The organism is Streptomyces sp. A1136 (assembly GCF_004795055.1).
Taxonomy (GTDB): domain Bacteria; phylum Actinomycetota; class Actinomycetes; order Streptomycetales; family Streptomycetaceae; genus Streptomyces.
Window position 1 is genome coordinate 23,046 of record NZ_SSBJ01000021.1, and the last position, 25,854, is coordinate 48,899.

The window sequence follows — 25,854 nt, forward strand, 5'->3', positions numbered from 1 at the left end:
GAGGGGTGTAAGGATCTGTTCTACCTGAAAAACGGCCCCCCGGACGAGTCGATTGCCTCACGTTCGCAGGTCTCTTGCCCCGGTTTCGGCGGAAAGTCCGGACGTTGGTGTCCGATAGACGAGACCGACAGTAAAAACTGCGGTCAAAGGGCCTGGTGGCAGTGCATAGTGCGGCCACGCAGCCCGCTCGCCGCAGTCCTGTTGGGAACCCGGGGTCGCCCGTTATCCGATTTTGACCTGACGGCCACCCTGAATGTCGTGGTCCGAATGGCAAGATGCCGTAATCACACAAGGTCGCTGCACTCGATGGTGCGTGCCCGACCGTTCTCGGATGCTTTTTTCCCCACTGCCGGAGGAACCAGCTCATGACCGCAAGCACCACCCGTCGTACGACCGCCGCACGGTCCCGGATCGCCGCGGTCGGCGCGATCGCGGTCGCCGGCGCCCTGATCCTCACCGGCTGTGGCGACCAGACCAAGGGCGGCTCGGGCGACGGCGCCTCGACCGGTACCAAGTCCAGCAGCGCCCCCCTCTTCTCGGCCCTGCCGAAGAAGATCCAGGACGCCGGTGTCATCAAGGTCGGTACCGACTCCGCGTACGCCCCGATGGAATTCGTCGAGAACGGCAAGATCGTCGGTGTGGACCCCGACATCGCGGACGCGCTCGGCAAGCAGCTCGGTGTGAAGGTCCAGTTCACCGCGGGCACCTTCGACGGTCTGATCACCTCGATCTACACCGGCCGCGAAGACGCGATCATGTCCTCCATCACGGACAACAAGCAGCGCCAGGAGGGCCTGGACGACAAGGGCCAGAAGATCGGAAAGGGCATCGACTTCGTCGACTACTTCTCCTCCGGTCTCTCGCTCCTGGTCAAGAAGGGCAACCCCGAGGGCATCAAGACCCTGGACGACCTGTGCGGCAAGACCGTCGCCGTCCAGCGCGGCACCACCTACGAGGACGAGTTCAAGAAGCAGGCCGACAAGTGCGGTGACAAGAAGCTCACCATCCAGGCCTTCGACACCGACGCCGAGGCGCAGACCCGCGTCAAGGCCGGCGGCGCCGTCGCCGACCTGAACGACTACCCGGTCGCCGCGTACACGGTGAAGACCTCCGGCGGCGGCAACGACTTCGAGATCGCCGGCCAGCAGACCGGCGTCGGCCTCTTCGGCATCGGCGTCAGCAAGGACAACACGCAGCTGCGCGACGCCCTCAAGCAGGCCCTGGACGCCGCCATCAAGGACGGCTCCTACGGCAAGGCGCTGGAGAAGTGGAACGTGCAGGACAGTGCAGTCAAGTCCGCGACGGTCAACGCCGGTCAGTAAGTCCCGCGCTCCACGCTCCACTGAAGGGCAGTCATTGTGACTGACAAGATCGACAAGGGTCCGGCCGCAACCCCGCCGGCCGGACCCGGCGCCTCGGGAACCCCGTACGAGGCGATCAAGGCAATTCCCGTGCGGCACTACGGCCGCTGGATCAGCGGCGTCATCGTCGTCGCGCTCCTGGCCTGGCTCGTCTACGCCTTCTCCCAGGGCAACGTCATCTGGGCGACGGTCGGGGACAAGCTCTTCGACCCGGCCGTCCTGAGCGGTCTGTGGAACACGGTGCTCATCAGCGTCGCGGCCATGGCGCTGGGCCTCGTGCTCGGCATCGTCTTCGCGGTGATGCGCCTGTCCAACAACCCGGTGACCAGTGCCGTCTCCTGGCTCTACATCTGGTTCTTCCGCGGCACCCCGGTGTACGTCCAGCTGCTGGTGTGGTTCAACCTGTCGCTGATCTTCGAGTACATCAACCTCGGACCGATCTACAAGAACTACACCGTCGCCGTCATGACCCCGTTCATGGTCGCCCTGCTGGGGCTGGGCCTGAACGAGGGCGCCTACATGGCGGAGATCGTCCGGGCCGGCATCCAGTCCGTCGACGAGGGCCAGACCGAGGCCGCGCACGCGCTCGGCATGCCCCAGACGAAGACCATGCGACGGATCGTGCTGCCGCAGGCGATGCGGGTGATCATCCCGCCGACCGGCAACGAGTTCATCAACATGCTGAAAACCTCCTCACTGGTTTCGGCCGTCCAGTACACCGAGCTCCTACGGGCCTCGTCGAACATCGGCAACACGGCCGGTGCCATCATGGAGATGCTGTTCGTGGCATCCATCTGGTACCTGGCCCTGACCAGCGTGTTCAGCGTCGGCCAGTACTACCTGGAGCGCCGCTTCGCCCGAGGTTCCACGCGGAGCCTGCCGCCGACGCCGTTCCAGCGCCTGCGTGCCAACCTCAACATGTTCCGCCGTACGGAGGTCGCGCGATGACCGCCCAGCCGATGGTCAAGGCAGAAGGCGTCCACAAGTCGTACGGCGCCGCCCACATCCTGCGGGGCATCGACCTCGAAGTCGCCCCGCGCGAGGTCTTCTGCCTGGTCGGCCCGTCCGGCTCCGGCAAGTCGACCTTCCTGCGCTGCATCAACCACCTGGAGCGCATCAACTCCGGGCGGCTGTCGGTGGACGGGCAGCTGGTGGGCTACCGCCAGAAGGGCGACAAGCTCTACGAGCTGAAGGACAGCGAGGTCGCGGCGCAGCGCCGCGAGATCGGCATGGTCTTCCAGCGCTTCAACCTGTTCCCGCACATGACGGCCATCGAGAACGTCATGGAGGCCCCCGTCCAGGTCAAGGGCGAGAGCAAGGCGGTGGCGCGCGAGCGCGCCGTCAAGCTGCTCGACCGCGTCGGCCTCGGCGACAAGGGCGGGAACTACCCCTCGCAGCTCTCCGGCGGCCAGCAGCAGCGTGTGGCGATCGCCCGCGCGCTGGCCATGGAGCCCAAGCTGATGCTCTTCGACGAGCCCACCTCGGCGCTCGACCCGGAGCTCGTCGGCGACGTCCTCGACGTCATGCGGGACCTGGCCGAATCGGGCATGACCATGATCGTGGTGACCCACGAGATGGGCTTCGCCCGCGAGGTCGGCGACAACCTCGTCTTCATGGACGGCGGTGTGGTGGTCGAATCCGGCCACCCGCGCGAGGTCCTGGGCAACCCGCAGCACGACCGGACGAAGGCCTTCCTGTCCAAGGTGTTGTAACCGACCGCGGCCGGCCACGGCCGCGGTGGGAGCCTTCGCGGGGCGAGAGGGGCGGTACGGACACCCGTACCGCCCCTTTCGCGTTGCCTTGCGGCAGCTCGGGAACCACCGGCGGACGCGGTCCGTAATACTTCCGGTACCGCACGCGGGACGGAGCCGGCCGGTGTCCCTCGCCGTCCCCCGACGCGCTCACGAGCCGATGCGGCCGTAATACCCTTGTAGCTGTCTCAGTTGTTACAGGGACCTTCCTCCGCAGCCATAAGGACCACAAGTGGAACTGGCCCATTACTCGGACTACGCCGTGCGCCTGGTCAACACCGAGGAGCCGGCCCGCAACAAGGACGCCCTCACCTCCGTGGACGCCGTGCGCGCGCTCTTCGGCCCCGGGGTGCAGGCCGCCCGCCGCGTGACCGACGCCGACGTCACGCGCTTCCGCAACGTCCGCGGCCGGCTGCGCGCCGTCTTCGAGGCCGCCGACGGCGGCGACCACGTCCTCGCCGTCGACCTGCTGAACTCCCTGCTCATGGAGTTCCCGGTCAGCCCCCAGGTGACCGGCCACGACTCGATCGGCGAGGACGGTCGCCCCCACTGGCACATCCACCTCGCCGACCACCCCTCGAACGCCTCCGCCGGATACGCCGCCCTCGCCTCCTTCGGGCTGGCCTTCCACCTCACCGAGCACGGCCCCGACCGCCTCGGCCTGTGCCAGGCACCGCCGTGCCGCAACGCCTACCTCGACACCTCCACCAACCGGTCCCGGCGCTACTGCTCCGACCGCTGCGCCACCCGGGCGAACGTGGCCGCCTACCGGGCCCGCAAGCGGCTGGAGGCCGAGGAGTCGGCCCGCAGCGGTCGCAGCGCCGAAGCCCCCCAGGACAGCCACGCCCTCAGCGAACGCTGACCGCCCGGGAGCGGTCGCAGCCGCAGTACGGCCGTCGCCAGCACCAGCTCCTCGGGCACCGTCCCGTAGTCGGTGCTGTCACCGGTCGCGTTGTACGGGTTGTCGCCGAGCACCCACCAGCCGCCCGGCCGCCGCTCCACCGCCCGCTTCACCACCAGCAGGTCCTGCTGGAAGGGGTGGCGCAGCACCACCACGGCCCCCGGGCGCACGACGGCCCCGTAGCGGACCAGCAGCCGGTCCCCGTGCAGCAGGGTCGGGACCATCGAGGGCCCCGACACCTCGGCCAGCCCGAACCGGGTGTCCGGGCGCTTCTTCTCCACCATTCACGACCTCCTCGTCCCTCCCGCATGCTGCCGCACGTCCCCGTACGTTCGCTCACCGCGGTCGGCGCGACGCTGGAGTTTTGTCCGAAGCCCATGGGGCCGCCCGCGAATTCCGCTTTCCAAGCGAGTAATCTCGCCCTTGAGAAGACGATCACGAGGAGGACAAACTCCATGCTTTCCCGCCTCTTCGCCCCCAAGGCGAAGGTCTCCGCCCACTGTGACCTGCCGTGCGGCGTGTACGACCCTGCCCAGGCCCGCATCGAGGCCGAGTCCGTCAAGGCCGTTCAGGAGAAGTACCAGGCCAACGACGACGCCGACTTCCGCGCGCGCGCCATCACCATCAAGGAGCAGCGCGCCGAGCTGGCCAAGCACCACGTCTCGGTGCTGTGGAGCGACTACTTCAAGCCGCCGCACTTCGAGAAGTACCCGCAGCTGCACACCCTGGTGAACGACACCCTCAAGGCCCTCTCGGCCGCCAAGGCGTCGAACGACCCGGCGACCGGCCAGAAGGCCCTCGAACTCATCGCCGAGATCGACCGCATCTTCTGGGAGACCAAGGCCGCCTGATCCGGGCCCCGGCCCGATGAAGGAAGCCCGATGACGAAGGGGCCCGACCGGTGACGGTCGGGCCCCTTCACCGTGGGCGCGCCCGCGCCCACGGGTGGCACGACGTGCCCACCGCTGCCTATTCGTCGTCCTCGGCGTCGTCGAGGCGGGCCAGCCAGGTCGCCAGGCGTTCCACCGGGACCTCGAAGTCCGGGTTCAGGTCGACGAAGGTGCGCAGCTGCTCGGCGAGCCACTCGAAGGTGACCTCCTCCTCGCCGCGCCGCTTCTCCAGCTCCTCGATGCCGCGATCGGTGAAGTACAAGTCCGGCTCCGTGTGACGTGGTGACGTGATGGGGGTGTTTCCCGCCAGGATAATCCGCGTATCACAGACACCTCCCGTCCTCCCCGCCCCCGGCGCTAGCCTGGATTGTCTCGACCTGAGGGGGACAGGGGATGCCGGACGGGCGCACGGGCGGCTCCGCGCGCGCCTTCGAGCTTCTGGAACCCCTCGTCAAGGCGGCCACCGTGCGCGTCCACGCGCCCGTGGACGGGTATGGAACCCCTGGGACCGGCCCGACCTGGGGGAGCGGCTTCTTCATCGCCCCCGGCTGGGTCCTCACGTGCGCGCACGTGGTCGGCGAAGGGGGTGCTGCGGTGCGTCTGGTGGGCCGGGAGGTCGGCATCACCTTCTCCGTCGCCGGCGGCCCCGGGGAAGCGGCGGGCACCGGAACGGTGGCGGGACGCGTGGAGTGCGTACTGCCCGAGCGGCTGGAGGAGCGCCGGCCCGCCCCCCGGGCCCTGTGGGACCTGCCCGACCTCGCGCTGGTACGGGTGCTCGCGCCCATCTCGCACGCCTGCGTCTGGCTGACGGACCGGGCCAGGCCCCGCCTCGACGAGGCCGCCTACTTCGGCGTCACCGAGGACCTCGGGGTACGTGAGATCACCGGCCGCACCACCCGGCTGCGCGGCACCGCCGCGAACGGCGCCGCGATCCGCCTCGGTGACGACGACGACATCGAACCCGGCATGTCGGGCGGCCCCCTGGTGGACCTGGCGCGCGGCGAGGTCATCGGGGTCGTCAAGGCCCGCCGGCAGACGGGCGGCGGGGGGATCGCGGTGACGGTGGCGCAGTTGCGGACCCTGCCGACGGGCACGACCGGGCAGGTCGGCCTCTACCGGCGGGTGATGCAGGGCCACGACCTGTACCACTACGACCAGCACGTCAGCGATCTCGACAGCCGCCGCACCTGGACGGACGTGCACGACGAGCTGCCCTCCGAGGACGACGACGCGCCCGGCGGACCGGAACGCCCCACCCGGCTGAGCCGGCTCACCCGCCTCACCCCCGGGGAACGCACCACCCTGTGCGGGCTGCTCGCCGAACTGCCGCCGCCCGGCTCCTCCGAGGCGGTGCGGGCCCTCGTCGAGGCGGCCCGCGGCGAGGAACCCGACACCGGCTTGCCGGCCCCGCTGACCTGGCGCGACGGGCTGGGCCTGCTGCACGACCCGCCGGGCGCGGGCGGCGAGGCCGCCGCGATGCTCCGCTACGCCACCGACGTCAGCGTCGCCGACCACCGGGAGCCGCCGGCCCCCGGCGCGGACGAGGAACTCTGGGACTGGGTGCGGGCGACCGCGGCGCGGCTGTGGCGGCCCCTGCGGCGCGAACTGGGCGAGCGCTACGAGCGCGGCCTCGCGGAACGCGAACGGCGCCGGCGCGCCGGCACCGGCCGGCCGGCGTACGGCCCCTTCCGGCCGGCCGCCGGGGCGCCCCCCGGGCCGTCGGTCCTGCTGGAGACCTGGGCCCACGTCTGGGAGGACGTCTACGACTGGCGGGTCTCCGTCCTGGCCGGCCCGGCCCGCCCCGGCGACGCCACCCCGGTGGCCTCCGGCAACCGGGTCACCCTGGCGGCCCTGCCCGAGGCGGTGCGGGCACCGCTCGCCGAGGGGTTCCGGCGGTGCGACACCCACGAGTCGGCCGCCCTGCTGGAAGTCGTGGTGGCGGAGGAACTGTTCGGGCTGCCGGTGGACGAGTGGACGGTATCGGGCGGGGTCCCCGTCGGGGTGCAGCGGCCGGTCGTACTGCGCTACCCCGGCGGTGACCCGCCCGCGCAGGCCGCCGAGCGGTGGGCGCGGGTGCAGACGGGACCGCTGCTGGGCCTGCGGGCCGACTGCTCGCGCGGGCGCAAGTGGCGCCCCGCACCCGGTTGGCTGGCCGGCCTGGTGGACCAGACGGTGCCGGTGCTGTGCCGGGCCGCGGCCGAGGACCCGACGCGCGGGGTGCTGCACGAGGCCCGGGACGCCGGGTACGGGGTGGTGGCGTGCCGGCGGCCCCCGGCCGACCCCAGGATGTCGTGCGAGCCCTTCCACCGCGGACTGCGCGAGGAACTGGCCGACGCCGGGGGAGGAGCGGCCCTGCCGGCCCGGCTCCAGGCGCTGCGGGGACGGGCGTACGGGGCCGACCCGGACGCCTATTGGGCGGTCGGGACGGCGCTGCTGTGGCAGGACCCGCAGCGCCCGCTCCCGGAGGACGAACCGCTGCAGGGGGACCTGTGAGGGGCCGGCGGCCGAACACCGCCGGATCGACGGGAGGGGCGCGCACATGACCGAGGAGTGGCTCATCTACCGGGGCGTCGGGGAGCCCCACGACGGGATCGACGCCCTGCCGGACCCGCCGCCCTGGCGGGACTTCGACGGCGGCCCCGTCGAGGACGGCCCGGGGGCCTCGGGCCCCGCCGACGGGAACGTGGCCCGCCGCCTCGGCGCGCACCGGCAGGCCGCCGAGTCGCACCGCCCCGAGCCCGAGGAACTGGAGGCCGTCAACGCCGCGCTGTACCTGCGGCGGCCACTGCTGGTGACCGGCTATCCGGGGACCGGCAAGTCCACCCTCGCGCACGCCGTCGCCCACGAACTGAAACTCGGCCGCGTCCTGCGCTGGCCCGTCGTGTCGCGCACCGTGCTCCAGGAGGGCCTCTACCGCTACGACGCCATCGCCCGCCTCCAGGACGTACAGATCGCCGCCGGTGGCGGGACGGCCGCCGACGGACCGCCCGGGATCGGCAAGTACATCCGGCTCGGACCGCTCGGGACGGCGCTGCTGCCCACCACGCGCCCCCGGGTGCTGCTCATCGACGAACTCGACAAGAGCGACATAGACCTGCCCAACGACCTCCTCAACGTACTGGAGGAGGGGGAGTTCACCCTGCCCGAACTGGAGCGGGTGGCGGACTCCGAACCCGAGGTGCGCGTCCTCACCGACGACGGGCGGAAGGTGACCGTCCGGGACGGGCACGTCCGCTGCCGGGCCTTCCCCTTCATCATCCTGACCAGCAACGGCGAGCGGGACTTCCCGGCGGCGCTCCTCAGGCGGTGCATCCAGCTCAAGCTCGGACAACCCGGCGAGAAACGGCTCGCCACCATGGTGCGGGCGCACCTGGGGGAGGAGGCCGCCCAGTTGGGGGCCGAGCTGATCAGGGAGTTCCTCAGCCGTTCGCAGTCCGAGCTGGTCGCCGCGGACCAACTGCTCAACGCCATCTACCTGACCCACTACGCCGCCCCGCCCACCCGGGAGGACCTCGCCGACCTGCTCATCCAACGCCTCGACCGGCCGAGGTGACCCCCGTGCCCCCCGCCGACCCCGTACGGGACCTCGTCGCGCTGCTGCGGGGCGCGGGGCTCGACCCGTCCGCCGAGGAGCTCGCCGACGCACTGTGGCTCGCCGGGCGGACCGGGGCGCCGGCCGGGGCGCCCGGCGCCGCGGACGACCCGGTCCGGGGGCCCGGGCCGGGACCGGGACCGGGACGACAGGAGGGCACGGAGCGGGAGGCCCCGCACGCCGAGGAACCCGTACGGGAGGAACCCGAACCGGAGGACCCCGTACGGCTCTACGCCACGAGGACGGGCGGCGCGGCGGACTCCGACGCGGACCTTCCGGCCGGCGGCGGGGTACCGGTCCGGGTGCCCGGCGCGGCGGCGCTGCCGCGCATCCTGGAGATCCAGCGGGCCCTGCGCGCCCTCCAGCGGCACCGCCCGCCCGGGCCGCCCACCCGGACCGTGCTCGACGAGGACGCCACCGCCGAGGCCAGCGCCCGGGCCCTCGGGCTGGTCATCCCCGTGTTCCGGCCGGAGAGCCGGCGCGAGGCGACCGTACGCCTCGTCATGGACGCGTCGCCGTCGATGGCGGTGTGGCACGAGCTGTTCGAGGAACTGCGCTCCGTCTGCGAACGGCTGGGGGCCTTCCGCGATGTCCAGGTCTCCTACCTGCACCGACTTGCGGACGGCAGCGCCGCCGTCGGCCGTGGGCCGCGTCCCGCCGCCGGACTGCGCTCCGGCGACCAGGTGCGCGACCCCACCGGTCGGGCGCTGACCATGGTGGTCTCCGACTGCGCGGGACCCGTGTGGCGCGAGGGCCGGGCGCAGCGGCTGCTGTACCGGTGGGCCGAGTGCACCCCCTGCGTGGTGGTGCAGCCGCTGCCGCAGCGCCTGTGGAACCGAAGCCGGCTGCCGACCGAGCGCGGGGTGCTCTCCCGCACGGAAGTAGGCCCCCGCAAGCTGGACTTCCGCCCCGACAGGCCGCCCCGGAGCGGCCGGCCCACCGGAGGGCTGACCGTCCCCGTGCTCCCGCCGAACGCAGGCGCGCTCGGTGCCTGGGCCCGCCTCGTCGCCGGGCTGGGCACCGGCCCCGTACCGGCCGAGGTCGGGCGGGTCCTGGCCCGCCACCCCGCCGGGCCCCAGCCCACGCCGCCGGCGGCGCGACCGCCGCGCGAACTGGTGCGCCGCTTCCGCTCCTCGGCCGCGCCCGACGCGGTGCAGCTCGCCCTGTACCTGGCGGCGGCCCCCCTCACGCTCCCCGTGATGCGGCTCGTGCAACGCACGATGCTGCCCGACTCCGAACCCAGCGACCTCGCGGAGGTGCTGCTCAGCGGCTTGCTGCGGCGCGCGCCGGACGCCGGGTGGTACGAGTTCGTCCCCGGGGTCCAAGACGTGCTGCTGGGGCCACTCGGCCGGGACGAGGCGGCCCTGGTGCTCAAACACTGTTCCGCCTACGTCCGGGCCCACTTCGGGCGCGGCGTACGGAACTTCCCCGCGCTCGCCGTCTCACAGCTGACCGGCGCGCCCCTGGAGCCCGACGCGGAACGGGTGCCCGCCGGACGGCTCCCCCAGGCCTTCGCCCAGGTCTCCGCGAAGGTCGTGCGCCGCTACCTGCCCGGGCCGCCGCCCGACGGGCCGCAGACCGAGCCGCCGCCCGCCGCGCCCGCCCGGGAGTGGGCCGTGCGGACGGCCAGGGCCCGGATCGCCGAGGGCGGCCGCAGCGGTCTGTACGAGGCCGTGACCCTGCTGCGCCGGGCCGTGTCGGCGCCCCCCGGCCCCGCCGACCCGCCCGAAGAGGCCGAGGTCGAACTCGCGGAGGCGCTGCTGCGCCTGTGGGCGCTCCAGCGGGACCCGGAGCTGCTCGCGGAGGCGGAGCGGACCGTGGCCGCGCCGGGCACCCCGCGGGCCCGGGCCGCCCGGGGCCGGGTGCTGTACGAGCGGGCCCTGGCCGGCGAGACACCCGACGCCGACCTCCTGGCGGCGGCCGAGCGGGAGTTCGCCGCGGTCGGGGCGGCGCCCGGCACCGACCGGGAGCTGCGGCTCGACTGCGTCGTGCGGCGGGCCCGGGCCCTGGTCCGGCTCGGCGAGCTGCGCGGCGACCCGGCGCCGCTGCGGGAGGCACGGGTCGCGCTGGAGGCCGCCGGGGAGAGCGAGGCGGGGGTCGGGCCGGCCCTCGGACGGGTCCTGCTCGCCCTGCTGCCCCACACCGCGGACCCGGCGGAACGCACCGCCCTCGCCGAACTGGCCGTGGGCCGCCTGGAGGTGGACCCGGAGGCCGGCCCGGAGGACCGGGCCCGGGCGCGGGTGGAGCGGGCCACGGCGCTGCGGTACCTGCCCGCGCGGCTGGAGGAGGCGGCCGGACAGGCGACCCGGGCCCTGCGGGAGGCCGAGGAGACCGCCGGGGAACCGCGGCTGCGGCTCGCGGCGCTGGTGTGCCTCGCGCGGACGCACCGGGCGCGGTACGCCCGGGACGGGGACCCGGCGGCCCTGGACGACGCGGCCGCGGCGTACGAGCGGGCCCGCAGGCTGCTCTCCCGCGACGGGGACGCCTACGGGGAACTGCTGCCCGAGTGGGGCGACGTCCTCCTGGAGCGGGCCTCGGCCGCCGACGCCGACGGGCGGCGGTACGCGTCCACCGCCGTGCGGGTGCTGCGCGAGAGCCGGGCGGCGGTGCCGCAGTCGGACCCCCGCGCGGCCCGGCGGCTGCTGCGACTGGCGGCGGGGCTGCGGCTGCGGCACTCCTACGAGGGCGACCTGGTGGACCTCCGGGAGGCCGAGCACCTGCTGGAGCTGGCCGCACGGCAGAGCCGCAGCCCGCTGGAGCAGGCGCGGGCCTGGCGGGAGCACGGCGACGTGCAACAGGAGATCCACGCCCACACGCGCGGCGTGGACCGGCTCGACCGGGCCGCCGACTCCTACCGCAGGGCCTGGCGCGCGGCCCTGTCCGCCGGCGGCGACGACCTGGAGCGGGTGGCGGTGGAACTGGCCGCGCGGGTGCAGGAGCTGCGAGGCGAGGTGCTGGAGCGGCTGGAGCGGCCCCGGGGAGCCCTGGAGGCCTACCGGGCGGCGCTGGAGCTGTGGCTGCGGGCCGGCGCCGCGGAAGCCCGTGTGTCCAGGGTGGCCGAGCGGATTCGCGCACTGGAGGCGGGTCCGTGAACGGACGGTGGCACGGCCGCCGCCCGCACCGGTCGTTTCCGGCGGGCGCGGGAGGGGAAAGGGCAGTTGACCATTCGGGCAAGAGGGGGACGGGCCACACATGGTGACTCAGGATCAGCAGGTGTCGACCGCCGGGCGGGAGTGTGGCGCGCGGTTGCCGGACCTGTCCGGACTGGATCTGGCCGAGCTGCGCGGGATCGGGCACCCGGTGCTCGCCGAGGTGATCGAAGGCCTGGTCGAGCGGGTCACGCACCCCGCCGAGATACTCAACGCCTTCGACTCAGGGGTGGTGTGAGCGGGCGGGGTTGACCACTTTCCGCCGTTAGTCCGGCTCATCCGAAGGGCAGGGATGGACCGTCCCCCGGGGTACCCCGGGGAGGCGGCGGGGGAGGGAGGCGCAGTCCGATGACGCAAGCGATCACGAGCGACGCCGTGCTGCCCGCGCACCGGCCGCCACCGGCGGGAGCCGACCCCGGCGACGCGCACGTGCGCCACGCGCCCTGGCCCTACGCCCGGCTCGACGTGGCCGCCCTGCGCGCCGCCGGGCACCGGCCCTCACCCGTACGGCAGTTCGTGCTCAAGACCCACAGCCGCTGCAACCTCGCCTGCACCTACTGCTACGTCTACGAGATGGCCGACCAGTCCTGGCGGGACCGTCCCGCCGTGATGTCCGCGGCCACCGTCCGCCGCGCCGCCGAGCGGATCGCCGAGCACGCCGCCTCCCACCGGCTGACCCGCGTCGACCTCGTCCTGCACGGCGGCGAGCCGCTGCTCACCGGCCCCGCCGCGCTCGCCGCGCCCGTCGAGGCGGTACGGGCCGCCGTACCCCCGGGCACCCGGGTCACCGCGACCGTCCAGACCAACGCCACCCTGCTCACCCCGGGCCGCCTCGACGCGCTCGCCGCCGCCGGCATCCGGGTCGGCGTCAGCCTCGACGGCGGGCTGCCCGCGCACAACACCCGCCGCGCCGACCACGCCGGGCGCCCCGGGTTCGGGGCCGCCGCGCGCGGGCTGCGGCTGCTCGCCCGCCACCCGGAGAGCTACGCGGGCGTGCTCTGCGTCGTCGACCTCGCGCAGGACCCCGTCGAGGTGTACGAGTCGCTGCTCGACTTCGCGCCGCCGACCATCGGGCTGCTGCTCCCGCTGGCCAACTGGGGCGACCCGCCGCCCGGCCACGGCCCGCGGGCGACCCCGTACGCCGACTGGCTGCTCGCCGTATTCGAACGCTGGTGGCACGACGGGGAACGCCGCACCCGAGTGCGGATGTTCGAGGAGATCATCGCCCTGCTGCTCGGGCTGCCCACCGCCACCGAGACCCTGGGCCTCGCCCCCGCCACCACGGCCGTCATCGAGACGGACGGCGCCATCGAACAGGCCGACTCGCTGAAATCCGCCTACGAGGGCGCCGCCGCGACCGGGCTCCACGTCGACACCGACGACTTCGACCGGCTCCTGGACCACCCCGGCTTCGCCGCCCGCCAGCTCGGCCGGGACGCCCTGGCCGCCGGCTGCCGCGCCTGCGAACTCGTCGACGTGTGCGGCGGCGGCCACTACCCCCACCGCTACCGGGCCGGCGAGGGCTTCCGCGGGCCGTCCGTGTACTGCGCCGACCTCCAGGTCCTCATCCGGCACATCGCCCGGGCCCTGCACGCGGCCGCCGTCACCGGGCGGGCCGCCTCATGAGCGAAGCCCCGGCCGTCTTCGCCCCGTTCACCGTAGGCCTGTCCACCCTGCGGGCCCTCGCCTCCACCGAACCCTCCCCGGAGGGGACCCGGCTCGTACGCGACGTGCGCCGCTCCAAGCGGCTGCTCCTGCTGCGGGCCGTCCTCGACCGGGCCACCGGGGCCGACGCCGCCGAGCACTGGGCGCTGCTGGAGGAAGCCGAACGGCACGACCCCGGCGCGGTGCGGGACGTACTGCACTACCCGGCCACCGGCGTGTGGGCCGAGGAGACCCTGCGCCGACTGCACGCGCCCGACGGGCCCCCCGCCGACCTCGGGCACCTCGGGGCGCTCGCGGCCGCCGCCGCGCTGCGCGCCGGGATCACCTTCAAGGTCACCCTGCGCCCCGTGGGCGGCCGGCTCGTCCTGCCCACCCTCGGGCTGCTGCGGCCCGACCGCCCCGGCCCCTTCGCCGTCACCGAACGGTCCTGGGCCGGCGCCCCCGACCCCCTCCCGCTGCACGCCCTGCCCGACGGCCGCACCGCCCTCGACGACCTCGACCCCTACCGGGCCCCGACCCGCGACGAACCCGCCCAGGTGCGCCCCGCCCGGCGACTCACCCCCAAGGGGCACAAGCGCTGGGACACCCAGTGGTCCGGCGCCCTCACCCTGTTGCGGCGCTACGACTCCACCCGCGCGGACGAGATCGGCCGGCTGCTGCGCTCGGTCGTCCCCCTGGCCGGCGGCTCCCGCTCCAGCGGCGCGACCCTGCCCGCGGCCGCCGGATCGGTCCTGGCCCGGGCACAGGCCCCGCCCGCCCTGGCCGCCACCTTGGTCCACGAGGTCCAGCACGGGAAGCTCACCGCCCTCACCGACGTCCTGACCCTGCACACCGCCGACCGCACGCCCCGCCACTGGGCCCCCTGGCGCGGCGACCCCCGGCCCCTCGACGGGCTGATCCACGGCGCGTACGCCCACCTGGCCCTCGCCGGCTACTGGCAGCGGGCCGCCCTCTACGGGGCACGCGGCGCGTGGGCCCGGCACGCCCGCCTGCGCGCCCAGGTCGCGGCCGTCCTGCCCGCCATCCGCGCCCATCCGCGACTGACCTCCACCGGGGTCGAGTTCACCGACGCGATGGCCGCCGCCGAGCGGGCCATGGACGAACTCCCGCCCCCCGGGGACCAGCACGCCACCGCCCGCCGGACCCTGGAACGCGAACGCCGCGCCTGGTGCGAGAAGCACCCCGAACTCGCCGATTTCGCGGGGTGCTGAGGGGCCCTGACGGACCGTCCGTTGCGGTACCTTTTCAACCCCGTCCACCGCCCGGTTTCAGGGAGACGGCCGCATGACCACCGTTATTCGGCAGGATCGCGACGGAGCGGCGCAGCCGCCGCAGCGCTTCGTCATCAGCTTCGCGGGCTTCAACCGGCCCTGGGCCGTGTGGATCGCCCACCGCCTGGAGGAGCACGGCCACCGCGTCGCGCTCCAGCGCTGGGACCCGCAGACCAGCCCGGGGATCACCGAGGCCCTCGACGACCTGGCCCGGGCCGGAGGCAAGGTCCTCCTCATCCTCAGCGAGCGGTACTTCTCCGCGGGCACCCACACCGAGGAGTCGTGGAACGCGGCCCTGCGCACGGTCACCGAACACCACCCCGACCTGTTCGCCGCCGTCTGCCTCACCGACGCCCCGCTGCCGAGCGCCGTGGCCGCCCTGGAGAAGACCGACCTGTGGGGCCTGGACGCCTACGAGGCCGAGTACCGGGTGCTGCGCCGGCTGGAGCTGCCCACCGACCGGATCGGCATCGAGAGCGGACGCCGGGGCCCCCGCTTCCCCAACGACCCGCCCGAGATCTGGGGCCGGGTACCGCGCCGCAACCCGCGCTTCACCGGCCGCAACGACGTCATCGGGCGGCTGCGCTCGGCCCTCACCGAGGCACCGCCCGGCGCCTCCACCGTCACCCTGCTCGGCCTGTCCGGCGTGGGCAAGACGCAGGTCGCCACCGAGTACGCGTACCGCTTCGCCTCCGAGTACGACGTGGTGTGGTGGGTCCCGGCGGAGGACCGGCCCACCCTGCGCGAGCGGCTCGCGGACCTGGCGCCCGCACTCGGGCTGCCCCCCGGCGCGGGCAGCTACGGCGAGCAGATCCGCGCCGTGCTGGAAGCGCTGCGGCGCGGCAACCCGTTCTACCGGTGGCTGCTCGTCTTCGACGGCTGCGACAACCCCGACGACCTCACCGACCTGCTGCCCTCCGGCGCGGGGGACGTGATCATCACCTCCCGCAACCGTGAATGGGCCGCCCGCCACACCAGCCTCGTCGAAGTCCCCCTGTACGCGCGCCCCGAGTCCGTCACCTTCATCCGCCGCCGCGCCGGGCGGCTCACCGGAGCCGAGGCCGACCAGCTCGCCGAGGCCCTGGAGGACTACCCCCTCGCCCTCGACCAGACGGCCGGCTGGCTCGCCGACTCGCCCATCGGCGTCGGCGAGTACCTGAACCTGCTGCAACGCAGGCTCGACTCGCACGAGGCCGTCACCCTCTCCGACGACTACCCGCTGCCCTTCCCCACCGCGCTGGCCATACTCCTGAACAACGTACGCGAGAACTACCCCGACGCCCTCGCGCTGCTGCGGCTGTTCGTCTTCTTCGCCCCCGGCCGGGTGCCGCTGCGGCTGCTGAACGAGTTCCCCGCGGACGACGTGCCCGAACAGCTCGCCGGACTGATCAACGACCAGATCCGGTGGAACGCCGCCCTGAACAAACTCGTCCAGTTCTCCGTCGTACGGCTGGAGTACTCGGACCTGGCCGTCGAGGAGGGCGGCGGCCTGGAGACCGTCCAACTCCACCGGATGGTCCACAACATCGTCCGCGGCGACCTGGGCGACGAGGAGTCCGAGCAACTGTCGCGCGTCGTGCGCCAGGTCCTCGCCGCGGCCGACCCCGGCCGGCCCTCCGACTCCCGGCTCTGGCCCCGCTACGCCGAACTCATCCCGCACCTGGAACCCGCCGGGGTCCTGCGCAGCTCCAACCCGCGCATCCAGAACTTCCTGCTGAACTGCCTGCGCTACCTGCTGCGCGCCGGGGAGTACCGCACCTGCCTGCGGCTGGCCGAGGAGACCGACGGCATCTGGCGGTCCGTGCTCGGCGAGGACCACGACCAGGTCCGCGAGCTCAGTTACCACTACAGCGGCGCCCTGCGCATGCTCGGCCACTTCCGCCAGGCCGAGGCCCTCGCCAAGGCGCGGGCGGACCGGTTGGTGACCGAACGCGGCCCCCGCGACCTCGAATCCCTGCGCGCCACCAGCTCCTACGCCGGGGTGCTGCTCAGCACCGCCAAGTTCGAGGAGGCCCGCGAACTGCTCGAACACGCCTTCACGAGCTACCGCGAGCTGCTCGGCGAGGACGACGCGACCACCCTCGCCGCCCAGAACAACGTCGCCGTCGCCCTACGCCTCCTCGGCCGCTACCAGGAGGCCTACGACACCGACCTCGACACCCTGCGGCGCCGCGAACGGGTCCTGCGGGTGCGGCACATCGCCACCCTCTCGTCCGGGATCGGCTGCGCCATGGGCCTGCGCCTGATGGGCCGCTACCGGGAGGCGCTGGCCCGCCAGGAGCAAGGCCTCAAGATCAACGCCCAGGTGCTGGGCACCAACCACCCGCAGACCCTGCGCGCCGAACACAACCTCGGCCTGTGCCTGCGCCGCTCCGGGGACATCCCCGGCGCCGGGGCCCGGCTGCGCAGCGTGCTGGAGCGCTCGACCCGGGTGTTCGGCGCGGAGTTCCCGTGGACGCTGATGGTCGCCTCCGACTACGCGACCTACCTGCGGGAGTACGGCGACGTGGACGAGGCCCGCCGGATCTCGGAGGACGTCGTACGGGGCTACCAGTCGCAATTGGGCCTGGCCCACCCGTACAGCATCGGCACGGTCGGCAACCTCGGGCTGGTGCTGCGGGCCCAGGGCGAGCGGGCGGAGGCGCTGAATCTGGCGGAACAGGCGCTGGTCGGGATGCGGGGCGCGCTGGGGGACCGGCACCCGTGGACGCTGGGCTGCGCGCTGAACGCCGCCGGACACCGGAACATCACCGGGCGGCCGGAGGACGCGGTGGACCTGAGCCGGGAGACGCTGCGGGGGGCGGAGCAGGTGCTGGGGTCGGACCACCCGATGACGTTGAGCGCGCAGATCGCGCTGGCGGCGGACCTGAGGGCGGTACGGGAGGACGCGGAGGCCGCGAAGCACGAGGACGCGGGCCTCAAGGCGCTGACACGCACCCTGGGCGCCCAGCACGTCCACACGGTCTCGGCCCGCCAACAGGCACGCCCGTACTGGGACTTCGAGCCCCAGCCGTAGTCCCGGCGGAGCCGGACAGGCCGGAAGGCCCGGCCCCCACCGGGGGCCGGGCCTTCCCACTTCACCGCGGGTCGCGGAGGCTACGCCTCGAAGACCTCGTTCAGCAGGAGCTGCTGCTCCGCCTGGTGGCGCTTGGCGGAACCCACCGCCGGCGACGAGCCGTGCGGGCGCGAGATGCGCCGCAGGCGCTCGCCCGCCGGGATGTCCGCGCCGACCGCCAGGTCGAGGTGGTCGATCAGGTTCAGCGCGATGAACGGCCACGCACCCTGGTTCGCCGGCTCCTCCTGCGCCCAGATGTACTTCGCCGCGTTCGGGAACTTGGCGATCTCGGCCTGGAGCTCCGCACCCGGCAGCGGGTACAGCCGCTCGATGCGGATGATCGCCGTGTCCGTGACGCCGCGCTTCTCCCGCTCGGCCTCCAGGTCGTAGTAGACCTTGCCCGCGCAGAAGACGACCTTGCGGATCTCGTTCGGGTCGCCCGCTCCGGAGGAGACGCGCGTGTCGCCGATGACCGGACGGAACGAACCGCTCGTGAACTCCTCCGCCTTGGACGCCGCCGCCTTCAGACGCAGCATCGACTTCGGCGTGAAGACGATCAGCGGCTTGTGGTGCGGGTTGTGGACCTGCCAGCGCAGCAGGTGGAAGTAGTTCGACGGCAGGGTCGGCATCGCGACCGTCATGTTGTCCTGCGCGCACATCTGCAGGAAGCGCTCGGGACGCGCGGACGAGTGGTCCGGGCCCTGGCCCTCGTAGCCGTGCGGCAGGAGCAGCGTGACGCCGGAGGTCTGGCCCCACTTCTGCTCGGCCGAGGAGATGAACTCGTCGACGACGGTCTGCGCGCCGTTCACGAAGTCACCGAACTGGGCCTCCCAGAGGACCAGCGCGTCCGGACGGGCCAGCGAGTAGCCGTACTCGAAGCCCATCGCGGCGTACTCGGAGAGCAGCGAGTCGTAGACGTTGTAGCGGGCCTGGTCGTCCGACAGGTACTGCAGCGGGGTGTAGTCCTCGCCCGTCTCCCGGTCGATGAGGACCGCGTGGCGCTGGCCGAACGTGCCGCGGCGGGAGTCCTGACCCGACAGGCGGACCGGGGTGCCCTCCATCAGCAGCGAACCGAAGGCGAGGGTCTCGCCCATGCCCCAGTCGATGGTGCCCTCGTCGATCATCGCCGCGCGGCGCTGGAGCTGCGGCAGCAGACGCGGGTGGACGGTGACGTTCTCCGGGATGTTGACCTGCGCCTCGGCGATCCGCTTGACGACCTCCTGGGAGACCGCGGTGTTCACCGGAACCGGGAACTGCGCGTGGGCGACCGGCGCCGGGGTGCCGATCGCGGGCTGCGTGGCGGCCTCGCGGACCTCCGCGAAGACCTTCTCCAGCTGGCCCTGGAAGTCCTGGAGCGCCTGCTCGGCCTCTTCCAGCGTGATGTCGCCACGACCGATGAGGGACTCGGTGTACAGCTTGCGCACCGAGCGCTTCTTGTCGATCAGGTCGTACATCAGCGGCTGGGTGAAGGCCGGGTTGTCGGACTCGTTGTGGCCGCGACGGCGGTAGCAGATGAGGTCGATGACCACGTCCTTGTTGAACGCCTGGCGGAACTCGAAGGCGAGCCGCGCGACGCGGACCACGGCCTCCGGGTCGTCACCGTTCACGTGGAAGATCGGCGCCTCGATCATGCGGGCCACGTCGGTCGCGTACATGGACGAACGCGAGGACTCCGGGGCGGCGGTGAAGCCGACCTGGTTGTTGATGACGACGTGGACCGTGCCGCCGGTGCGGTAGCCGCGCAACTGCGACATGTTGAGCGTCTCGGCGACGACACCCTGGCCGGCGAAGGCCGCGTCGCCGTGCAGGGCCAGCGGCAGGACCGTGAAGTCCGTGCCGCCCTTGTTGATGACGTCCTGCTTGGCGCGGGCGACGCCCTCCAGGACCGGGTCGACCGCCTCCAGGTGCGAGGGGTTGGCGACGAGCGAGACCTTGATCTGCTCCCCGTCCAGGCCCGTGAAGGTGCCCTCGGCGCCCAGGTGGTACTTGACGTCACCGGAGCCGTGCATGGACTTCGGGTCGAGGTTGCCCTCGAACTCGCGGAAGATCTGCGCGTAGGACTTGCCGACGATGTTCGCGAGGACGTTCAGCCGGCCGCGGTGGGCCATGCCGATGACGACCTCTTCGAGACGGGCCTCGGCGGCCGAGTCGATGACGGCGTCCAGCAGCGGGATGACGGACTCGCCGCCCTCCAGGGAGAAGCGCTTCTGGCCGACGTACTTCGTCTGCAGGAACGTCTCGAAGGCCTCCGCCGCGTTCAGGCGGCGCAGGATGCGCAGTTGCTCCTCGCGCTCCGGCTTGGAGTGCGGGCGCTCGATGCGGTCCTGGATCCACTTGCGCTGCTTCGGGTCCTGGATGTGCATGAACTCGACGCCGGTGGTGCGGCAGTACGAGTCGCGCAGCACACCGAGGATGTCGCGCAGCTTCATCATGGACTTGCCGGAGAAGCCGCCGACCGCGAACTCGCGCTCCAGGTCCCACAGGGTGAGGCCGTGCTCGGTGATGTCGAGGTCGGGGTGCTTGCGCTGCTTGTACTCCAGCGGGTCGGTGTCGGCCATGACGTGGCCGCGGACCCGGTAGGAGTGGATCAGCTCGAAGACACGGGCGGCCTTGGTGACGTCGTCGTCGTGCGAGGCGTCGATGTCCCGGTTCCAGCGGACCGGCTCGTACGGGATGCGCAGGGCCTCGAAGACGTCGTCGTAGAAGCCGTCCTCGCCGAGCAGCAGGTTCGCGACGATGCGCAGGAACTCGCCGGAGGCCGCGCCCTGGATGACCCGGTGGTCGTAGGTCGAGGTCAGGGTCATGACCTTGGAGATGCCCAGCTTGTTCAGGGTGTCCTGCGAGGTGCCCTGGAACTCGGCGGGGTAGTCCATCGAGCCGACGCCCATGATGACCGACTGACCGGGCATCAGACGCGGCACGGAGTGGACGGTGCCCAGGCCGCCGGGGTTGGTCAGCGAGACGGTGACGCCGGTGAAGTCGTCCATCGTCAGCTTGCCGACGCGGGCGCGGCGGACGATGTCCTCGTACGCCTGCCAGAACTCGAAGAAGTTGAGGGTCTCGGCCTTCTTGATGCCGGCCACGACGAGCTGCCGGTCGCCGTTGGGCTTGACCAGGTCGATCGCGAGGCCGAAGTTCACGTGCTCCGGCTTGACCAGGGTCGGCTTGCCGTCCTTCTCCGCGAAGGAGTAGTTCATGGACGGCATGGCCTTGATGGCCTGCACCATGGCGTAGCCGATGAGGTGCGTGAAGGAGATCTTCCCGCCCCGGGCGCGCTTGAGGTGGTTGTTGATGACGATGCGGTTGTCGAACAGCAGCTTCACCGGGACGGCGCGGACGGACGTGGCCGTCGGGACGTCCAGCGAGGCGTTCATGTTCTTGGCTACGGCGGCGGCGGGACCGCGGAGCGTCACCAGCTCGGGCCCGGCGGGGGCCTCGGTGGTGGGCGCGGACTTCTGCGGGGCAACCGGAGCGGCCTGAGGGGAAGGCGCGGCCGGTGCGGCGGCCGGGGCCTGGGAGGTGACAGTCACAGCAGGGGCACCAGAGGGGGTGGCAGGAGCAGGGGCAGGAGCTGACACGGGCTTGGCGGCGGCAGGGGCTCCGTCGGAACCGGTGCCCGCGGCCGGGGGTGCGGCGCTCGCCGCCCCCGTGGCGGCTGCGACGTCGGCCCGCGGGACCTCGGCGGTGACGGCGGCGGCGGCCTGTGCGGAGGCGCCGTCCGGCGTCGTGGACTTCTCGGGACCGTCTGCCTTCACGGGAGCGGCAGCGCCCCCCGGCTTGTAGTCGGCGAAGAAGTCCCACCAGGCCCGGTCGACCGAGTTGGGGTCCTGGAGGTACTGCTGATAGATCTCGTCGACGAGCCACTCGTTGGCACCGAAGCCTGAGGCAGGGGTCTTCCCGCCCTCTGCTGCTTCGGTCGTGGTGCTCGGGTTACTGGGGGACTGTGGCGACACGGCGGCAACCGCCCTCTTCCGCTTCACAAGGTATGGACAGCGGGAATAAAGGCTACGCCTCCCGGACGGTGTGATGCAGGCCGGGCGGGACTTACGTCGCGCAGGTCACATCGAACGGCGGGTTTCATCGCCGGGAATGGCGGGAAACAAGCGTGGTTCGGGTAGGGGGCACCCAGGTTGCGGCCCCCTTGGCTACGCACCCCTTACGACCCCCGCCGGGTGTGGCCGAGATCATGTCTTTTCCCACTCGAACCCTACGTCAACGCGACGCCTGCGAACTGCCCGGAAGCGTGACGAGGATGCGGCAGCCCCGTGACGATTCGGCCACGCGGATGTCCCCGCCGTGCAGGCCCACGGCCCAGCGGGCGATCGCCAGGCCCAGGCCCGTACCGCCGTCGCCGCCACCGGCGCTGCCCCGGTTGAAGCGCTCGAAGACCCTGTGGCGTTCCTCTTCCGGGATTCCGGGGCCTTCGTCCCGGACCTCGACCACGAGGCTCCCGGGCGCGTCGCCGGCCCGGGCGCGGACCGTCACCCGGCCGTGCGGAGGGCTGTGCTTGACCGCGTTGTCGATCAGATTCGCCACGACCTGGTGCAGCCGCTCCGCGTCCGCGTACGCGGTCAGGCCCGACGGGTGCACGTCGAGGTGGAGGTGGACGTCGTTGCGGGTGTGGCCGCCCGACCCGGTGGTCAGGCCCGGCCGGCCCGCCGCCGCCAGCCCCGACTCCTTGAGGACGCCCGACAGGTACGGCCACACCTCGAAGCGGCGCGCCCGCAGGGGCACCACCCCGTTGTCGACCCGGGACAGGTCCAGCAGGGTCTCCACGAGACGACCGAGCCGCTCCGTCTGCTTGAGCGCCGTCCGCATGGTCTCCGGATCGGCCTGCGAGACCCCGTCCACCACGTTCTCCAGCACCGCGCGCAGCGCCGCGATCGGCGTGCGCAGCTCGTGCGAGACATTGGCGACGAGTTCCTTGCGGTGGCGGTCCTCCGCCTCCAGGTCGTCCGCCATCAGGTTGATCGTCGAGGCCAGGTCGCCCAGCTCGTCACGGCGCCCCGCCCCGCGCACCCGGCGCGTGTAGTCCCCGCGGGAGATCGCCCGGGCGACCCGGGTCATGTCGTCCAGCGGCGCCGTGAGGCCGTGCGCCACGAACTGCGTGATCAGCATCGAGGCGATCACCGAGAACACGGTGATGAACCGCAGCTCGGTGGCGGTGCGCAGGGCCACCATCAGCAGCCCGGTCGTGATGAACACCGACACCACGACGAGCACGCCCAGCTTCGTCTTGATCGAGAACGGCGAGAACGGGCGCAGCGCACCCGCGCGGTCCCCGGCCCCCTCGACACGGTCACCGGCTCCGCCGACGCGGCCGGCGCCGCGCATCCGACCGGGACGGGCGCCGCTCACGGCTGGGCCGGGGTCTCCAGGGCGTACCCGACGCCGTGGACCGTGCGAATCCGCTCGGCGCCGATCTTCCGGCGCAGCGCCTTGATGTGGCTGTCGACCGTACGGGTGCCCGAGGCGTCCGCCCAGTCCCACACCTCGGCCAGCAGCTGCTCCCGCGAGAGCACCGCGCGCGGCGTCCCGGCCAGGCACACCAGCAGGTCGAACTCGGTGGGCGTCAGGTGCACGTCCTCGGCCTGCACCCGCACCCGCCGCTGCGCGTGATCGATCTCCAGGTCCCCGAGGCGCAGCGTCGCCCCGCGCGGGGCGGTCGCGGCCTGCGTGGCCCGCTCCACCCGCCGCAGCAGGACGTGGACCCGCGCCGCCAGCTCCCGCATCGAGAACGGCTTCGTCATGTAGTCGTCCGCGCCGACCCCGAGCCCGACCAGCATGTCGGTCTCGTCGTCCCGGGCGGTCAGCATCAGGACCGGCACCGGCCGCTGCGCCTGGACGCGCCGGCAGACCTCCAGCCCGTCGAAGCCGGGCAGCATGACGTCCAGCACCAGCAGCTCGGGCAGCCAGCTCTCGGCCGCGGCGACCGCCGCCGGGCCGTCGTAGGCCGTCTGCACCTGGAATCCCTCGGCGCGCAGCCGGGCCGCGATGGCGTCGGCGATGGTGCGGTCGTCCTCGACCACGAGCACGCGCCGCTGGGCACCTGGAGTGGCCGCGGCGCCGCTGTGGGTGGTGTGTGTCTGTTCCATGTCCCGCCCCTGAAGATCCCGCGTGATGGGGTGCAGCGTAGAGGAGGCACCGGCCCGCGGCCATGTGGGGTTCCGACCTACCGCCCCGGGCGTGCGGACCCGCTCAGCCCTCGAAGGGGGGCAGCGCGTCCAGCACTTTCGTCAACGCGGCTGGAACGGAACCGTCGTTGGTGACCACCTTGGTCGTGCCGCGGACGAAGGTGTACGTGAACCCGTCGAAGACCGTCCCGCCGCTCTTGCCGGTCCGGGGCAGGTGCGCGAAGTCCGCCGCCTCGACCGCCGTGAGCAACCTGCCGAGCTGGGCCTGCGACAGCCGGCCGCCGCCCTCGGGCTCGGCGCGGGCGCCCTGCCGGGTCCAGGCGCCGTCGGAGGCGACGGTCAGGGTGTGGGTCCGGCCGGCGAAGCCGCCGCTGCGGGTGACGGTGACGATTCTCTCGGCGGTGGCGGGAGGCGCGGAGGGCGCACCGGGTTCGGGCGCGGGCGCCGACGTGTCCTGCGGCGAGGGCAGAGCCCCGCCGGCCGTCGCCTCCGCCGTGAACGTGACCAGCGCGTGGTCCGGCCGGGCCAGGCCGCACCCGCTCAGGACCACCGCGCCCAGCACTGCCGCCGCCATCGCCCGGAACGCTCGCACAACCCACCTCCGCTGGAACGGGGGCCGACCCGAACCCCGAGTATGGAGTCCGTACCACTCGCACGGAAGCACCCGGAGGCCGACATCAGCCGCACAGCCCTGTGGCGCGGGCTGCCGCCGCTCCTCGCCGTCGTCCTCGGCCTCTGGGGCCTGGAACGCGGCCCCGGCGGCGGCAGCATGTGGCGCGACGAGTCCGTCACCGTCGAGGTGGCCCACCGCCCGCTCGCCGGCCTCCTGGACCTCCTCTGGCACGTCGACGCCGTCCACGGGCTGTACTACCTGCTGATGCACGGGGTCTACGGCCTGTGGGACGGCGGTCTGTGGGCGCTGCGCCTGCCCTCCGTCGCCGCCACCGCCCTGGCCGCCGCCGGCGTGGCGGCGGTGGCCGACCGGCTGGCCGGACCCCGGGCCGCGCTGATCGCCGGCAGCGCATACGCCCTGCTGCCGCCCGTGCAGATGTACGCCCAGGAGGGGCGCTCGTACGCCCTCGTCGCCTGCGCCGTGGTCTGGGCGACCTACCTGATGCTGGCCGAGCGGTGGGTGGCGTACGCCGTGGTGCTGTTGCTCGGCTGCTGGCTGCACGAATTCGCGGTACTGGCCCTGCCGGCGCACGGCTGCGCCGCCCGGCGCTCGCGCGGCTGGCGGTCGAGCGCGGTGGCCGTCGTCGCCGCCCTGCTGCCGTTGGCCGTCGTCAGCGCCCGGCAGGCGCGGCAGCAACTCGGCTGGCTCGGGCGGCCGAGCTGGCAGGACTGGGCCGCGTACGGGGTGCTCGCGGTGGCGGTGGTGCTGCTGGCCCGGGGCGTCCGGGAGGAGCGGCGGGCCCTGCGCGTCGCCGTACCGCTCGCACTGCTGCCGCCGGGGTTGCTGATGACGCTCTCCCTGGTCCACCCCTGGTACGTCGACCGGTACGTGCTCTACGCGCTGGTCGGGTTCGCACTGCTGATCGGGCTGCGGCTCGCGCGGGTCGAGGGGGTGCGGGCGCGCGCGGTGTGGCCATGGGTGCTGGCCGGGGCGTTGCTGGCGCCGTGGGGATGGTGGTCGCTCTGGCTGCGGACCCCCGAGAGCCGCAAGGACGACGCCTTGGCGGTGGCCGCCGCCGTCCGGGAACGGGCCCGGCCGGGGGACGGCGTGGTGTTCCTGCCCGCACGGCGACGCGAGTGGCTGCTGTCCTCGCCCGACACGTACGCGCCCCTGCGCGACCTGGCCCTGGCAGAGACCCCGGAGGCCTCCCACAGCCTGTGGGGGAGCGAGTCGACTCCCGGACGGATACGGGCGCGGCTGGCCGGGGCGACCCGGGTGGTGGCGCTGCTCGACCCGCCGGACCAGCCGCTGGACCCGTACCCGGCCGAGGTCGCGAAGCGGGAGGCGCTCGCGGACGGGTTCCGGCTGTGCTCGGTCACGGACGTGCGCGGGGCGCGGATCGCCGTGTTCGCCCGGACGGGAGCCGACTGCCGCTGAAAGGCCCGCCGGGGCGCGGTGGTTGGATGGGCGGG

At 73.1% G+C, this 25,854-nt stretch carries 19 protein-coding genes; 13 read left to right on the plus strand and 6 right to left on the minus strand.

Going from position 1 to position 25,854, the window contains the following annotated elements:
* The first annotated feature begins 365 nt into the window (after positions 1-365).
* From E6R62_RS21065 to E6R62_RS21080, 4 genes are all read left to right on the plus strand, one after another.
* Positions 366-1,322 (plus strand): ABC transporter substrate-binding protein, encoded by a 957-nt coding sequence (locus E6R62_RS21065; RefSeq protein ID WP_136215060.1) that lies wholly within the window; start codon positions 366-368, stop codon positions 1,320-1,322.
* A 36-nt stretch (positions 1,323-1,358) separates the two neighbouring features.
* On the plus strand, positions 1,359-2,309 hold the full coding sequence (locus tag E6R62_RS21070; RefSeq protein WP_136215061.1) for an amino acid ABC transporter permease: 951 nt from the start codon (positions 1,359-1,361) through the stop codon (positions 2,307-2,309).
* On the plus strand, positions 2,306-3,073 hold the full coding sequence (locus tag E6R62_RS21075; RefSeq protein ID WP_136215062.1) for an amino acid ABC transporter ATP-binding protein: 768 nt from the start codon (positions 2,306-2,308) through the stop codon (positions 3,071-3,073). Before E6R62_RS21070 ends, E6R62_RS21075 begins: the two co-directional genes overlap by 4 nt.
* A 271-nt stretch (positions 3,074-3,344) precedes the next feature.
* Positions 3,345-3,974: a CGNR zinc finger domain-containing protein gene (locus E6R62_RS21080; RefSeq protein ID WP_136215063.1), complete on the plus strand. Its 630-nt coding sequence runs from the start codon at positions 3,345-3,347 to the stop codon at positions 3,972-3,974.
* On the opposite strand, the gene sodX is transcribed toward E6R62_RS21080, so the two are convergent.
* Positions 3,878-4,297 (minus strand): nickel-type superoxide dismutase maturation protease, encoded by a 420-nt coding sequence (gene sodX / locus E6R62_RS21085; RefSeq protein ID WP_136215064.1) that lies wholly within the window; start codon positions 4,295-4,297, stop codon positions 3,878-3,880. The two genes, E6R62_RS21080 and sodX, sit on opposite strands and share 97 nt — an antisense overlap.
* Positions 4,298-4,468: 171 nt before the next feature.
* Here sodX and sodN point away from each other — a divergent pair, with 171 nt between their 5' ends.
* Positions 4,469-4,864, plus strand: coding sequence for a superoxide dismutase, Ni (gene sodN / locus E6R62_RS21090; RefSeq protein ID WP_136215065.1), 396 nt, complete (start codon positions 4,469-4,471; stop codon positions 4,862-4,864).
* Positions 4,865-4,982: 118 nt separating this feature from the next.
* Here sodN and E6R62_RS21095 read toward each other — a convergent pair whose 3' ends face one another.
* Complete coding sequence (locus tag E6R62_RS21095) at positions 4,983-5,165, minus strand: DUF6104 family protein (RefSeq protein WP_136215066.1); 183 nt, start codon at positions 5,163-5,165, stop codon at positions 4,983-4,985.
* 131 nt (positions 5,166-5,296) lie between these two features.
* Between E6R62_RS21095 and E6R62_RS21100 the strand changes: the two genes are divergently transcribed.
* The 7 genes from E6R62_RS21100 to fxsT all read left to right on the plus strand — a co-directional run bounded on the left by E6R62_RS21100 (position 5,297) and on the right by fxsT (position 17,596).
* Entirely contained in the window at positions 5,297-7,396 is a 2,100-nt protein-coding gene (locus E6R62_RS21100; protein WP_136215067.1) for a trypsin-like peptidase domain-containing protein, read from the plus strand.
* Between the two features lie 46 nt (positions 7,397-7,442).
* Positions 7,443-8,456 (plus strand): MoxR family ATPase, encoded by a 1,014-nt coding sequence (locus E6R62_RS21105; protein ID WP_136215068.1) that lies wholly within the window; start codon positions 7,443-7,445, stop codon positions 8,454-8,456.
* Positions 8,457-8,461: 5 nt separating this feature from the next.
* Positions 8,462-11,587 carry an SAV_2336 N-terminal domain-related protein gene (locus tag E6R62_RS39655; protein WP_168714125.1) on the plus strand — a complete coding sequence of 1,042 codons (3,126 nt, stop codon included), beginning with the start codon at positions 8,462-8,464 and terminating at the stop codon, positions 11,585-11,587.
* A gap of 100 nt (positions 11,588-11,687) precedes the next feature.
* Complete coding sequence (gene fxsA, locus E6R62_RS21115; RefSeq protein ID WP_136215069.1) at positions 11,688-11,882, plus strand: FxSxx-COOH cyclophane-containing RiPP peptide; 195 nt, start codon at positions 11,688-11,690, stop codon at positions 11,880-11,882.
* Positions 11,883-11,992: 110 nt separating this feature from the next.
* The gene (locus E6R62_RS21120; RefSeq protein WP_136215070.1) at positions 11,993-13,270 is read left to right on the plus strand and encodes an FxsB family cyclophane-forming radical SAM/SPASM peptide maturase; all 1,278 of its coding nucleotides are present in this window, start codon (positions 11,993-11,995) and stop codon (positions 13,268-13,270) included.
* A complete protein-coding gene (locus E6R62_RS41785; protein WP_136215071.1) occupies positions 13,267-14,520 on the plus strand; it encodes an HEXXH motif-containing putative peptide modification protein in 1,254 nt (417 codons plus the stop codon). The genes E6R62_RS21120 and E6R62_RS41785 overlap by 4 nt, the downstream gene beginning before the upstream one ends.
* Positions 14,521-14,593: 73 nt before the next feature.
* On the plus strand, positions 14,594-17,596 hold the full coding sequence (fxsT, locus tag E6R62_RS21130) for an FxSxx-COOH system tetratricopeptide repeat protein (RefSeq protein WP_136215072.1): 3,003 nt from the start codon (positions 14,594-14,596) through the stop codon (positions 17,594-17,596).
* 80 nt (positions 17,597-17,676) lie between these two features.
* On the opposite strand, the gene E6R62_RS21135 is transcribed toward fxsT, so the two are convergent.
* The 4 genes from E6R62_RS21135 to E6R62_RS21150 form a co-directional block, all read right to left on the minus strand.
* Complete coding sequence (locus E6R62_RS21135; protein ID WP_136215073.1) at positions 17,677-21,588, minus strand: multifunctional oxoglutarate decarboxylase/oxoglutarate dehydrogenase thiamine pyrophosphate-binding subunit/dihydrolipoyllysine-residue succinyltransferase subunit; 3,912 nt, start codon at positions 21,586-21,588, stop codon at positions 17,677-17,679.
* 259 nt (positions 21,589-21,847) lie between these two features.
* Entirely contained in the window at positions 21,848-22,993 is a 1,146-nt protein-coding gene (locus E6R62_RS21140) for a HAMP domain-containing sensor histidine kinase (protein WP_240801800.1), read from the minus strand.
* Positions 22,990-23,730, minus strand: coding sequence for a response regulator transcription factor (locus E6R62_RS21145; RefSeq protein ID WP_136215074.1), 741 nt, complete (start codon positions 23,728-23,730; stop codon positions 22,990-22,992). Before E6R62_RS21145 ends, E6R62_RS21140 begins: the two co-directional genes overlap by 4 nt.
* Before the next feature lie 103 nt (positions 23,731-23,833).
* On the minus strand, positions 23,834-24,343 hold the full coding sequence (locus E6R62_RS21150; RefSeq protein WP_136215075.1) for a hypothetical protein: 510 nt from the start codon (positions 24,341-24,343) through the stop codon (positions 23,834-23,836).
* Between the two features lie 60 nt (positions 24,344-24,403).
* Here E6R62_RS21150 and E6R62_RS21155 point away from each other — a divergent pair, with 60 nt between their 5' ends.
* A complete protein-coding gene (locus E6R62_RS21155) occupies positions 24,404-25,819 on the plus strand; it encodes a glycosyltransferase family 39 protein (RefSeq protein ID WP_168714126.1) in 1,416 nt (471 codons plus the stop codon).
* Positions 25,820-25,854: the final 35 nt, after the last annotated feature.